This window comes from Exiguobacterium sp. s149, assembly GCF_018618395.1.
GTDB classification, from domain to species: Bacteria; Bacillota; Bacilli; order Exiguobacteriales; family Exiguobacteriaceae; genus Exiguobacterium; species Exiguobacterium chiriqhucha.
Window position 1 is genome coordinate 182,412 of record NZ_JACSLZ010000005.1, and the last position, 11,906, is coordinate 194,317.

At 53.3% G+C, this 11,906-nt stretch carries 13 protein-coding genes and 1 pseudogene; 9 read left to right on the forward strand and 5 right to left on the reverse strand.

Going from position 1 to position 11,906, the window contains the following annotated elements:
- Positions 1–4: 4 nt before the first annotated feature.
- From mutS to KNP81_RS09145, 4 genes are all read right to left on the reverse strand, one after another.
- Complete coding sequence (mutS, locus tag KNP81_RS09130; RefSeq protein ID WP_214719714.1) at positions 5–2,530, reverse strand: DNA mismatch repair protein MutS; 2,526 nt, start codon at positions 2,528–2,530, stop codon at positions 5–7.
- Positions 2,531–2,584: 54 nt separating this feature from the next.
- Positions 2,585–3,016, reverse strand: coding sequence for a YlbF/YmcA family competence regulator (locus KNP81_RS09135; RefSeq protein WP_021067281.1), 432 nt, complete (start codon positions 3,014–3,016; stop codon positions 2,585–2,587).
- Between the two features lie 101 nt (positions 3,017–3,117).
- Entirely contained in the window at positions 3,118–3,546 is a 429-nt protein-coding gene (locus tag KNP81_RS09140) for a GNAT family N-acetyltransferase (RefSeq protein WP_214719715.1), read from the reverse strand.
- 15 nt (positions 3,547–3,561) lie between these two features.
- Positions 3,562–5,025: a phytoene desaturase family protein gene (locus KNP81_RS09145; protein WP_214719716.1), complete on the reverse strand. Its 1,464-nt coding sequence runs from the start codon at positions 5,023–5,025 to the stop codon at positions 3,562–3,564.
- A gap of 141 nt (positions 5,026–5,166) precedes the next feature.
- Between KNP81_RS09145 and KNP81_RS09150 the strand changes: the two genes are divergently transcribed.
- The 8 genes and pseudogenes from KNP81_RS09150 to KNP81_RS09185 all read left to right on the forward strand — a co-directional run bounded on the left by KNP81_RS09150 (position 5,167) and on the right by KNP81_RS09185 (position 10,279).
- On the forward strand, positions 5,167–5,667 hold the full coding sequence (locus KNP81_RS09150) for a hypothetical protein (protein WP_214719717.1): 501 nt from the start codon (positions 5,167–5,169) through the stop codon (positions 5,665–5,667).
- 16 nt (positions 5,668–5,683) lie between these two features.
- On the forward strand, positions 5,684–6,130 hold the full coding sequence (locus KNP81_RS09155) for a GNAT family N-acetyltransferase (protein WP_214719718.1): 447 nt from the start codon (positions 5,684–5,686) through the stop codon (positions 6,128–6,130).
- A 13-nt stretch (positions 6,131–6,143) separates the two neighbouring features.
- A pseudogene (locus tag KNP81_RS09160) lies at positions 6,144–6,645 on the forward strand (DNA topology modulation protein).
- Between the two features lie 14 nt (positions 6,646–6,659).
- On the forward strand, positions 6,660–7,010 hold the full coding sequence (locus KNP81_RS09165; protein WP_214719719.1) for a VOC family protein: 351 nt from the start codon (positions 6,660–6,662) through the stop codon (positions 7,008–7,010).
- A 123-nt stretch (positions 7,011–7,133) separates the two neighbouring features.
- Positions 7,134–7,856 carry a nucleotidyltransferase domain-containing protein gene (locus KNP81_RS09170; protein WP_214719720.1) on the forward strand — a complete coding sequence of 241 codons (723 nt, stop codon included), beginning with the start codon at positions 7,134–7,136 and terminating at the stop codon, positions 7,854–7,856.
- Between the two features lie 9 nt (positions 7,857–7,865).
- On the forward strand, positions 7,866–8,420 hold the full coding sequence (locus KNP81_RS09175) for a P-loop nucleotide/nucleoside kinase family protein (protein WP_214719721.1): 555 nt from the start codon (positions 7,866–7,868) through the stop codon (positions 8,418–8,420).
- 99 nt (positions 8,421–8,519) lie between these two features.
- Positions 8,520–9,278 (forward strand): transporter substrate-binding domain-containing protein, encoded by a 759-nt coding sequence (locus tag KNP81_RS09180; RefSeq protein WP_034777396.1) that lies wholly within the window; start codon positions 8,520–8,522, stop codon positions 9,276–9,278.
- Positions 9,275–10,279 carry a pyridoxal phosphate-dependent aminotransferase gene (locus KNP81_RS09185; RefSeq protein WP_214719722.1) on the forward strand — a complete coding sequence of 335 codons (1,005 nt, stop codon included), beginning with the start codon at positions 9,275–9,277 and terminating at the stop codon, positions 10,277–10,279. The genes KNP81_RS09180 and KNP81_RS09185 overlap by 4 nt, the downstream gene beginning before the upstream one ends.
- A 33-nt stretch (positions 10,280–10,312) precedes the next feature.
- Here KNP81_RS09185 and KNP81_RS09190 read toward each other — a convergent pair whose 3' ends face one another.
- Entirely contained in the window at positions 10,313–10,867 is a 555-nt protein-coding gene (locus KNP81_RS09190) for a maltose acetyltransferase domain-containing protein (protein WP_214719723.1), read from the reverse strand.
- 90 nt (positions 10,868–10,957) lie between these two features.
- On the opposite strand from KNP81_RS09190, the gene KNP81_RS09195 reads away from it, so the two are divergent.
- Positions 10,958–11,881: a DUF7916 family protein gene (locus tag KNP81_RS09195; RefSeq protein ID WP_214719724.1), complete on the forward strand. Its 924-nt coding sequence runs from the start codon at positions 10,958–10,960 to the stop codon at positions 11,879–11,881.
- The last annotated feature ends 25 nt before the right edge of the window (positions 11,882–11,906 follow it).

An 11,906-nucleotide genomic window follows, 5' to 3' on the forward strand; every position in this document is an offset into this window, starting at 1 on the left:
CGACTCACCCCTTCTTCGCAGATTGTTGGAGCGCATAGAGCGCCTGCATCGCCTCAATCGGGTTCATCGCCAGTAAATCGAGGTCGAGCAGTTGTCGTTTGATATCGTCTTCCGCCTCAAATAGTGACAGTTGGGCCACAGGTTCGGCTGGCACCGGATGTTCCGCGACTGTGCGGGCCGGTTTCGGTTCCGTCTCGAGCTCAGACAAAATCGTTCGCGCCCGTTCAATCAAATCAGGCGGCAAATCAGCGAGTTCGGCGACATGAATCCCGTACGACTTGTCGGCCCGTCCCGGGTGAACTTCATGCAGGAAGACGACGCGCCCGTCCCGTTCGATGGCACGGACGTGCACGTTCTCAAGGGCAGGAATCGTGTCCTCGAGCACGGTCAACTCGTGATAATGGGTCGAGAACAACGTCTTCGCGCCGATGGTGGCCGCGATATATTCGATGATGGCCTGCGCGAGCGCCATGCCGTCATACGTCGAGGTTCCTCGTCCAATCTCATCGAGGAGGATGAGACTATCTGCTGTTGCTTCCGTCACCGCCTGCCGTGTCTCCGTCATCTCGACCATGAACGTCGACTGACCGCTCACCAAATCATCGGCTGCCCCGATGCGGGTAAAAATGCGATCGAACAATGGAAGTTCGGCCGCTTCGGCCGGCACGAACGAACCGATTTGATGCAGGATGGCAATCAGTGCGAACTGGCGCATATACGTCGATTTACCGGACATGTTCGGTCCGGTGATCAACAGCATGCGCCGCGTGTCATCGAGCGTCAAGTCGTTGGCCACGTATTCACCACGAGGCAATACCGTTTCGATGACCGGATGGCGCCCACGATCGATTTGGACATTGTTTGACGTTGTCGGCCGGACATAGTCCCGTTTTTCGGCGACAATGGCGAGCGCGAGCAGGACATCTAGTTCACTTAATGAGCGGGCCAGTTGTTGGAGCGGTTTCGTCTCTTGTTTGACTTCTTCACGTAACGTGACGAACAAGTCATATTCAAGCGTACAGCTCTTCTCCTCGGCACCGAGGATGAGCGCTTCTTTTTCTTTTAACTCAGGCGTGACATAGCGTTCGGCGTTCGTAAGCGTCTGTTTCCGTTCATACCGCCCCTCTTCGAGTAAGCGCGCGTTCGCTTTCGTCACTTCCAAATAGTAGCCAAAGACTCGGTTATAGCCGATTTTCAGCGACTTGATGCCGGTCGCGAGCCGCTCTTGTTGCTCGAGATTGGCAATCCACATCTTCCCGTTCGCTTTCGCCTCGAGCAGTTCATCGAGTTCTGTCGAATAGCCTGAACGAATCATGCCACCTTCTTTAATCGAGATGGGTGGTGTCTCGACGAGCGCCGCCTGAAGTCGTTCCGATAGCGCGTCGAACGTGTCGAGTGTCGCATCGATGTGATGCAATCGTGTTGCCGTGACATTCGCGAGCAACTCTCGTACCGCTGGAATGCGTTCAAGCGTGTTCCGCAACTGAACGAGGTCACGTGCGTTGGCCGTCCCGTATCCTACTTTCGCGACGAGCCGTTCGATATCGTAGACGTGACGTAACTGCTCCCGTAATTGATCGCGGAGCATGAAATCATCGACTAAATTTTCGACGGCATCTTGGCGTTCACGAATCGCCTGTTCCGTATAGAGCGGCTGTTCGAGCCAACGTTTCAATAGTCGTCCCCCCATCGCCGTCGTCGTCTCATCGAGCAGGGCGAGGAGTGATCCTTTCCGTTCCCCGGACCGGGCCGAACGGAACAGCTCCAAGTTCCGGGCCGTGTTCGCATCGAGTTGCATATGGGCTTCAACCTCATAGGCGACAGCGGGCTGCAGGTGATCGAGGGCTCGTTTTTGCGTCCGCGTCAAGTAGGCGAAAAGGAGTTCGAACGCACTTACTTGCGCCTCGTCGCGGGCACCGCTCGACAACGTGCTCGACAATCGCTCCGTCTGTACCGACAGCGGGATGCCGAGTGATGAGAGATGGTCTGCCAACTCGGCGTCATCAACGATGATTTCACTCGGGACCAATCCTTCGACTTCGCGTAGGACGGCCTCGCGCGACGGTAAGGTCGTCAACCATGATTCACCTGTCGTCACGTCGCCGCGGGCAATCCCAAAACGGCCTGCGACGTTCACGACCGATAGTAAATACCGGTTCTCTTTCTCACCGAGCGCGGCCATATATGTACCCGGCGTGATGACTTGAATGACTTCCCGTTTGACGATTCCTTTCGTCGCTTTTGGATCTTCCATCTGCTCACAAATCGCCACGTTGAACCCTTTTTCAATGAGTTGCTCGATATAGATCGCAGCGGAATGATGCGGGACCCCGCACATCGGAATCGGGTGCTCGGCGTTTTTTCCGTTTTTCGCAGTCAATGTCAATTCGAGCTCTTTGGCGACGATTTGAGCATCTTCAAAAAACAGCTCGTAAAAGTCACCGAGCCGGTAGAAGAGAAAGGCGTCTGGATAATCGGCCTTGATTGAAAAGTATTGTTTCATCATTGGGGTTTGATGTATCGTTTCCATTCGTGTTCACCTCTAGAAATTAGAACAGCTGACCAAAGGCCAGCTGTCTGTTTGTTAGTATCCGCAGCCGCCGCGTGATTTCTCCGCTGCCATGCCGCTTCCTGTTTTACCGGCGAGAACGTCACCGTCCGTCGACTCGATAATGCGGTCTGTCACCGAGTTGGCGAGTGTGACCGTCACGTATTGAAGCAAATCGTTCACTTCGACTTGCGTCTCTTGGAACGCCTGGACGACCGGAATCGAATCGAGTTCGTCCATCGCTTTGTCGATTTTTAGCTCGACTTTGGCGAGTGCTTCCGTCTTTCCGTAGTGCTTGCAGTTGACGGCTTCTTTTTGTAAGTATTTGATACGCTTGATCAACGTTTGAACGCGCTCACTTTCGTTCACTTTCGTTTCCGCTTCTTTGAAGCGGGCCACTTCCGGCGTGCTCGCCAATAAGTCGGCTAATTCTCTCGCTTTTTGAATCACAGTTTGATCAGTCACCATCGTAAACCCCTTTGCTCTCTATGATTGAACGCACGATTTGACGCACGCAAGTATTCCTCATCATTCTACCACGAACTTATGGCAAACGGTACCGCATCGATTCACTTCGAGACGGTCGCCGTCCGAACCATATCGACGTGGGGAATCCCATCCTCTAAGTACTCCTCGCTCGTTCGTGTGAACCCAAAGCTTGCATAGAACGGCTCCACGTACGTTTGCGCTTGCAAATACAAATCGCGATCCCCAAAGTCGGCCACGGCTTCTTGCATCAAGCGCCGCGAATGGCCTTGTCCCCGATGCGTCGATTTTGTGACGACACGACCGATGGCGATTGGCGCTTCATCCTCGAGGACACGTAACGCCGCGATCGGGCGACCGTCTGCCTCAATCCAGTAATGGACGGCCGTCACATCTTTCCCATCGACTTCTTGGTACGGGCAATCTTGTTCCACGACGAAGATTTCAGTGCGGAGCGCCAATAACGCATAGAGCTCTCTCGTCGTCAATTCGTCAAACCGTTTTTTCTGCATCTCAACTTGTCCCCCTTATAACGTCGAACCGAGCGCTCTGGCGACGTGGAGCCCGCTCGTCATCGCCCCGATCGTCCCGGCACCTGGAAACACCGTGTCGCCGCAAACGTAAAAATTCGGGAGGTTCGCCCGATAGCTCGCCGCATGGAATAATGCTTGTTGCGGCGTTTGGGCATATCCACCGACCGCACCGTGCGGACGTTTCGTATATTTCACCCACGCCCCCGGTCCACCCGGAAGCAATACCGACGATGTGCCGGTCCAACTCGGGAACGCCCGTCGCACTGCCTTGACGAGGCGCTCGGTCCATTCTGCCTCTAGTTTCTCATAGGTTGCCTTGTCCTTCCAAGCCTGCCACTCCGACAAATCGATATGAGTCGAGACGGTCAAGGTTCGTTCCGGCAGTTCGGTCCGGCGTGTATCGTCCGCAGCCGACAATGAAATGAAGGCGTGACCTGACGGCAAATCGTCACTATACACTTGTTGAAAGAGCGGACGTCCCGTACACGCCGCTTCCGGTAACGTGATATACAGACTGAACGTTCCCCATTGCATCCGTTTTAATTGACGGCCGTACTGTCTTTTAAACTGTCGTGCCGCTTGTCCCGTGACCAACTGAGCGGTCGCCTCGAGCGGGATTGCCGACACGACGACATCGACGAGGTCGAGCCGGCCCCGGCGATCGGTCAACAACCAGCTGTCCGCGACTTGCTCGACTTTCACGATTTGCCGGCCGAGGAGCGTCATCCCCCCGTCTTGCCGAATCGCTCGTTCCAAGGCGTGGCCGAGCGTATACAACCCCCCATCGACGTAAAACGCCCCTTCATGATAAATCGATAAGGCGACGGCCGCGAGCAAGTGACTCGCCTCGCGGGCACCGGTCTGCAGGCTGTCGAGCAAAATCCCGTCGATGACCCGCTCGAACGTAGTTCCGTTTAATCGATGCCGTTTTAACGTTGTACCGAGCGGTCGATACAACTTCCGGAACGCCCGAAGTTGTTCCGGTCGAAACGCACGGATCGCGAGCGTTGCGTCACGAATTGTGCGAAACGGCAACGCCGGTAGCGTCTCAAACAAAGGACGAATCGTCTCGAAATCGGCCCACACCTCATTTAAGAAGGCACGAATCTGCGGAGCGAGCTCCGGAAACATCGTCTCGAGTTCTGCTAAAAATTGATTACGGTCTTGATGATAGCGGACCGTCTTTCCATCGAGATGAATCTGCATCACCTCAGGTAATGGACGAACGTCAATCGATTCACCTAAATAAGATAAGACCCGCTCATGCAGGCCCCCCGGTTCAAATCCCATCCCGAGCGTCGCCCCGGCCGGGAATCGATAGTCCCCACGTTCGAATTTCCCGGCGCAACCGCCCCATTCTCGTGACGACTCGTATACGGTCACGTCATGGCCGATTCGGCTCGCGAGCGCGCCCGCCGTCAATCCGGCAATTCCCCCACCGATAATCCCGATTCGCATAGTAATCCCCTCCTGCCTTCATCATACATGCCTTCCCGAAATCCGAGACATTTCAACCTGTCATATGAACATATTTCATCCGCCAGGCAGGGTTCTGCCGGAAGATGGCGAAAAAAATCGATAAAGGACAGGTGAAACCATATGCGAAGTCGGGTCATCATTTATCTGCTCATTCCGATCTTGATTTTTATCGGTATTTTAATCACACCCCCATCCGAAGAATCACAAAAAGTCGCCACCATGACGGCTGTCAATATTCAAGAGATGATTCCGTATGAACGCGAGTACACAGCCCAAAAAGTGTTACTCGAGGAAGTGAACGATGGCCGGGAGGCAATCATTGAGGAGTGGCAACTCGAACGCGGGGCCCGCACGACATATAGTTATGTGCTCCGACTGCAAGGGTTCGAGACGGTGCTTCAAGTCGATGCCGGGGCGGCCAACACGCGCTCGGACGGCTATTATGCCATGCAGGCGCATAGCCCAGTCTTCGAAGCGGACGAACCGCTGTCAATCGGTTATCCGATTGTGCTGTTCGCTAGCGAGCAGCGGCTCGTCCTAAACCAGATGGAAGTCCGCATCCTGTACGAAGAGGACGGTGTCATTGAGAAATGGCGCATCCTTGAATCGAAAGACTCCTAATAAAGGCGGAATGGATATGAATTTTACGTTTCAACGAGCCACCGAATCACAACAAGCCGAAATTTATGCACTCGCGGGCATCAATCGCGAAGAAGCGACTGCTCACGTCTCGCCCGATAATCAGGAAAAGATGATCGAAGCGTACGAGCATTCCGCAAAGTTTGGCGCTTATTTTCTCTGTCTGGTTGATGGCGATACACTCATCGGCTGGACGCAAATCGACAAAGCGTTCGACTATTTGACTGGCGAGGAGGTCGGCTGGATCAACGACCTGTATGTGAAACCGACATATCGGGGCCGCGGTTATTCGAAACAGTTAATGCGAGAAGCGCTCGATACGTTCAAACGAATGGGCTATACCGACGTACGCTTGAACGTATATGCCCACAATCAAACGGCGATGCACCTATATGAACAAATCGGCTTCACTGACGTCAGCAAATTTATGAAGATTACTCTATAAAAGGCGGTATTCGATGAAAATAATACTTCTCATCGGTTCGGGTGGTTCAGGCAAATCGACACTTGCCCGCGAGTTAGGAACTCGACTCGGCATCGACGTCCACCATTTGGATGCCTTGTTATGGAAACCGAATTGGACACCTGCCACGAGACAAGAACAAATCGTCATTCAGTCCGAGTTGATTGAACGTGATTCGTGGATCATCGACGGCAATTACGGCGGCACACTCGATTTGCGAGTTGATGCTGCCGATACGGTCGTATTTCTTGATTTGCCGCGCACCGTCTGCACGTACCGCGTCTTGAAACGCATGCTGTCCTATCACGGCAAAACACGTCCGGACATGGGCCCCTGGTTGTGAGGAACGGTTTGATCCGAAGTTCTTGAAGTGGGTATGGGATTATCCAAAGTCGCAGCGACCAGCGATTTTGCAACGTTTACACAAACTTGAATCCGAAAAAGACATCATTGTCCTGCTTTCACGGGCCGAAGTCCGTCGTTTCGTAGCGAATTAACTGGAGGCGAATAAATGAATCCAATTCTCGCAGAAATCGGGACCGTCTTTATTCCCGTCCGAGACGTTGCGACGTCACGGGACTGGTACTGTCAGCTATTCGATTTACCAGCAGATGGGCAGATTTTGTTCGGTCACCTCTATGTCGTTCCGCTCGACGGACCGAATCTCGTGCTGGATAGTAAGATATTTTCTGAAAGGAACGTCCTGAAAACTCCGCTGTTTCATTTGAACACAACGGATATTCATCAGGCGTATGCGCACATGGAGCAACGACAAATTGACATTGTAACCCCGATTGAACACGACCATTGGTTTAATTTCAAAGACCCGGATGGAAACGTCCTGATGATGTGCCAATGCTGACGGGGGCTACGTAGGTTTCATGAATGGCTTGTCCGATGAGGAGGCGAATGCCTATTGGAACAGCGTGTTATCGCCGGACGTCCATTTGTTGATTGCCGCACTTCTACTTGAAAGGAGTCCATAATGCCTTCTAAAATTGACCCGCTCGAAGCGGCACATCACTTTATCTCTATACATTTCCCCTACTGTCAGGCCGCGTTGCTCGCCGGGAGTGTCGTCCGTGGTGAGGCGACCGAGACGTCGGATTTAGACATCATCATCTTCGACGACACCCTCGTCTCGTCTTATCGAGAATCGTTCATCGAGTCCGGATGGCCCATCGAACTATTCGCCCATAACTTGACGTCGTATCGTACTTTCTTCGAACAGGATTGCCAGCGTGCCATTCCATCGTTACCGAGAATGGTCATCGAAGGCATCGTCTTGAAGGACATAGACATCGTCGAAGACATCAAACGTGAAGCGAGAGCGTTGCTCGACAGCGGGCCGGAGGCTTGGTCGGACGAGACGATTGAGTTGAAACGATACTTTCTGACCGATGCACTCGATGACTTGATTGGATGTACCCGTCGCTCGGAAGGACTGTTCATCGCCGCAAAAATCGGTGAGCTCACGGCTGAGTTCATATTGCGTACGAACAAAAAATGGATTGGTTCATCGAAATGGACTTATCGTTCGCTTGAACAATTTGATGCGTCAGCCGCACGTCAACTCACTGGCGCCCTTGAGGCGTATTATCAAACGAACGAAACCGACGCGCTCATCCGTTACGTCGATGAGACGCTCTCCCCGTTAAGCGGCCGGTTGTTCGTCGGATTCAGCCGCGGGAAATCAAACGAAACGTGAGGGGCCTCCATGTTCTTTCTACAAATGTCCGGTTTTCCCGGATCAGGTAAGTCGACGCTGTCTCGGGAAATCGCCCGACGACTGGATGCGGTCATCGTCGATCACGATGTCACGAAGACGGCACTGCTCGAATTAACCGCACAACATTCGCTCGACCCGGAGCTGGCCGGAAGAGTCGCCTATGATCTCGACTGGGCGCTCGTCGAGTTCCATCTGTCTTTAGGACGGAATGTCATTCTAGATAGCCCCTGTCTGTATGGCGTAATGATTGACCGCGGCCTGGCGATGACGGCAAATAGCGGAGCCACGTATCGTTACGTCGAGTGTCTCGTCGACGACGTCGATGAAATCAATCGTCGCTTGCGCGAGCGCGAGCGAAAGCTCAGTCAAATCAGGAGCGTGTCACCAGAAGATTTTTATCGGACTGTCACAGCCAGTAAAAGACCTGCACATATGCATACGCTTACAATCGATACGAATCGCCCCCTCGAGACGTACTTGCCTGACGTCATCGCCTATCTTCAAGGGATTGATAGACCACCTGATGCATCCTGCGACTTTTGACCGGATGCATTTTTTTAAACTTTTTTTGTATTTTTATGCTTTACAATTAATAACCATACATATACACTTAGTCTCATATCTTGAAGGAGGAATTCATACATGAAAAAGTGGGTCATTACAGGGGGATTAGTGGCAAGTGCATTATTAGCAGGATGTAGCCAAGAGACGACGGGCGAAGAGAAAAAGACACTCGTCATGGGGACGAGCGCCGATTACTTCCCGTATGAGTTTGTCGATACGGCGAACGGGGACGAGATTGTCGGATTTGATATCGAGATTGCCGAAACGGTCACGGAACGCCTCGGCTACGAACTCAAAATTGAAGACATGGACTTCGGTAGCCTGCTCGGGGCACTAAACGCCGGACGTGTCGACTTCGTTATGGCCGGTATGACGCCGACCGAAGAGCGGAAAGAAAATGCCGCCTTCTCGGATATCTACTTGTCGGCGACGAACTTAGTCATGACGAAAGATGAGTCACTCGAATCGATCGAAGCGCTCGCCGGCAAGAAAATCGGTGTCCAAACGGCTTCGATTCAAGAAAACATCGCCAAAGACCAAGCTCCGGAGGCAGAGCTCGTCTCATTGAATAAGATTCCAGAGATCGTCCAAGAGTTGAATACGGGTCGGATCGACGCGATGGTCATCGAGGACACGGTCGCCCAAAAATACTTGGATCAAGACGCAGGGCTCTATACGTTCGCGCTTAAAGAAGATGGCGAGAAAGGTTCTGCAGCCGCCTTTAAATTGGAGGATGACCTTCGCGATCAGTTCAACGAGGAGTTGAACAAGATGATTGACTCAGGTGAAATCGACAAACTCGCCAAAAAATGGTTCTCGATGGAGCCGACGGAATGAGACCAGTCTCGTTGCCAATTTATCCAGTCACCTATCCAGAAGGTTACCGTTTGAATCAAAACGAGAGTCAGTTCCCGGTGCCGTCCCGCCTGTATGACCAGCTCGCGACGATCTCGTTCCAAGACTTACATGAGTATCCGGTCCAACCGATTGACGAGTTGTTCACCCGTTATGCAGCCTACGCCGGTGTCGAGCCGAATCAATTGCTAGTCGGTTGCGGCAGTGACGAGATGATTCACGTCGTCACCCAGGCGCTGTTGGCACCGGAAGACGTCGTCTTGTCACCGAGCCCGGATTTCGCACTCTATCCGATTTTCACAACGATCGCGCACGGTCGTCACGTGCAAGCCGATGACCTGTCGTATGACGCACTCGTCCAGGCGATCACGAAACACACACCGAAGCTGTTGCTGTTGTCGAACCCGAACAATCCGACCGGAAAATTGTGGAGCGTCGCTGAATTGACCGAACTAGCGGGACTGGTGCCGTACTTGATCGTCGACGAGGCGTATATCGACTTCACGCCGGCGTCGAGTATGGTGGCTCACCTTGATTCATTCACGAATGTGATCGTGTTGCGGACGTTATCGAAGGCGTTTGGCCTGGCCAACGTCCGCCTCGGTTTCATGGTGACGACGACTGAACTCGTCGCTTACTTCCGTCAGTTCGTTCCGCCGTTCAACATTAGCGGCGTCAGTGCGAAAATCGCCAACATGTTCTTACAAGATGTGACGTATCTCGATGAGGCCATCGCTTGGCACGCCGACATGCGTGGACAGTGGACCGACTTGTTCGCCACGATTGGACACGTCCAGCCCGCCGAGGCGAACTTCATTTACGTCACGCTCGATGAGCCGGAAGCCGTTTGGGCTCACCTCGCCGCGCATGGGGTTCACACGTCCCGGCAACCGAATGGGATTCGCATCACCCTCGGCAGTGAATCTGCTCTTGAAGCAGCACGTCAGGCACTAGTCACCTACGCGTCACAACCGACAGTATAAACAAACGACCCGACATCACGACGGGTCGTTTCGTCATGGTATGAACTTGAGCACTTTTGCTGGATTCCCCCCGACGACGGCACGAGCTGGCACATCTTTCGTCACAATGGCGCCAGAGGCGATAACGGCATCGTCACCGACCGTCACCCCTGGATTCAAGATGGCACCGCCGCCAATCCATACCCGATGCCCGACCGTGACCGGCTTCCCGTATTCAAGACCTGAAATCCGTTCAGTCGGGTCGAGCGGATGCGTCGCCGTATAGACGTGCACACCTGGACCGAGCATACAATCGTCACCGAATGTGATCGGACAGATGTCGAGGAATACGCAGTCAAAGTTGGCGAAGAACCGTTCTCCGAGATGAATGTTATAGCCGTAGTCGCATTTGAACGTCGGTTCCAGATAAAACGAACCTCCGGTCGACCCGAACAGCTCCGCTAACAAGGCTTTGCGGATATCCAGTTCATCGATGCCAGACCGATTGAACCGTTCCGTTAAACGTCTGGCCTGACGCCGGTCGGCGACGAGCTCGTCGTCCCCGGCCATATAAAGTTCGCCTCGAATCATCTTTTCTTTTTCTGTCATCTGCTTCTCCCCCTTTTCTTTTTTTAGTATAGAGGAATTTCTGACCAAACGGGGAATAGGAACATGACGAATTAGAGGAGGAATAGACAGATGAAACGAATTCTTGATTGCAGAGCCAGTGATTTCTTGACGTTCAATCGTTCGGATTTGATTAGATCGATTCGGAAAGCCGAGGGGCGGACCGTCCTCGCCGAGGTCATCCCGACCGTGCAGCCGCTCTATCCAGAAGTGACGAACGCCGAACTCGCTCGAGCGTTCGGAGCCGATATGATTCTATTGAATATGCTCGACGTGTTCCACCCGTACATAAAGGGTCTCGAAAGCCACGCCTTGTTCGGTAACGTACCGGGCGAGACAATGTCTGACAATCCGATAATGGAATTGAAGCGGCTCGTCGGTTTGCCGATTGGGGTCAACCTCGAACCAGTCGACTTTTCCGAGAAATCGGAGGACATGTATGACGTGAAACAAGGACGGCTCGCGACACGGGAGGCATTCGCCAGAGCGTCCGAGCTCGGAATCGACTTTATCTGCTTGACCGGCAACCCGAACACCGGGGTGACGAATGAGGCAATCGAGCAAGCCATCATCAACGCGCGCCAAGAGTTCGCTGGGGTCATCATCGCCGGCAAGATGCACCAAGCCGGTGTCGGCCGAGTGCTCGATCAAGAGGCGTATGTCCGCTTTGCTGAGGCCGGGGCCGACATTATCTTGATTCCAGCGCCCGGCACCGTTCCTGGCGTCCGCGAAAATGAATTCTATGAAGTCACGCGCGAGATTCAGGCGTTGGATAAACTCGTTCTCGCCGCCATCGGTACGTCGCAAGAAGGGTCAGATGAAGCGACGATTCGTGACATCGCCTTGTCCTCGAAGCGCGGCGGGACGGATATCTTCCATATCGGCGATGCTGGGCTGTCCGGAATCGCCACACCAGAGAACATTCAGGCGTTATCAATCGCCATCCGTGGACGACGTCATACGTACATCCGCATGGCCGCCTCGGTCAACCGCTAATCAAAAGGAACGAAGCCGCTTATGG

What these genes read in the sequence shown, in the direction of transcription:
- KNP81_RS09165 (WP_214719719.1), top strand. Translation starts at nt 6,660, where the DNA reads ATGAATCCAATTCTCGCAGAAATCGGGACCGTCTTTATTCCCGTCCGA.
- KNP81_RS09145 (WP_214719716.1), bottom strand. Translation starts at nt 5,025, where the DNA reads ATGCGAATCGGGATTATCGGTGGGGGAATTGCCGGATTGACGGCGGGC.
- mutS (WP_214719714.1), bottom strand. Translation starts at nt 2,530, where the DNA reads ATGGAAACGATACATCAAACCCCAATGATGAAACAATACTTTTCAATC.
- KNP81_RS09135 (WP_021067281.1), bottom strand. Translation starts at nt 3,016, where the DNA reads ATGGTGACTGATCAAACTGTGATTCAAAAAGCGAGAGAATTAGCCGAC.
- KNP81_RS09170 (WP_214719720.1), top strand. Translation starts at nt 7,134, where the DNA reads ATGCCTTCTAAAATTGACCCGCTCGAAGCGGCACATCACTTTATCTCT.
- KNP81_RS09140 (WP_214719715.1), bottom strand. Translation starts at nt 3,546, where the DNA reads ATGCAGAAAAAACGGTTTGACGAATTGACGACGAGAGAGCTCTATGCG.
- KNP81_RS09150 (WP_214719717.1), top strand. Translation starts at nt 5,167, where the DNA reads ATGCGAAGTCGGGTCATCATTTATCTGCTCATTCCGATCTTGATTTTT.
- KNP81_RS09185 (WP_214719722.1), top strand. Translation starts at nt 9,275, where the DNA reads ATGAGACCAGTCTCGTTGCCAATTTATCCAGTCACCTATCCAGAAGGT.
- KNP81_RS09190 (WP_214719723.1), bottom strand. Translation starts at nt 10,867, where the DNA reads ATGACAGAAAAAGAAAAGATGATTCGAGGCGAACTTTATATGGCCGGG.
- KNP81_RS09195 (WP_214719724.1), top strand. Translation starts at nt 10,958, where the DNA reads ATGAAACGAATTCTTGATTGCAGAGCCAGTGATTTCTTGACGTTCAAT.
- KNP81_RS09180 (WP_034777396.1), top strand. Translation starts at nt 8,520, where the DNA reads ATGAAAAAGTGGGTCATTACAGGGGGATTAGTGGCAAGTGCATTATTA.
- KNP81_RS09175 (WP_214719721.1), top strand. Translation starts at nt 7,866, where the DNA reads ATGTTCTTTCTACAAATGTCCGGTTTTCCCGGATCAGGTAAGTCGACG.
- KNP81_RS09155 (WP_214719718.1), top strand. Translation starts at nt 5,684, where the DNA reads ATGAATTTTACGTTTCAACGAGCCACCGAATCACAACAAGCCGAAATT.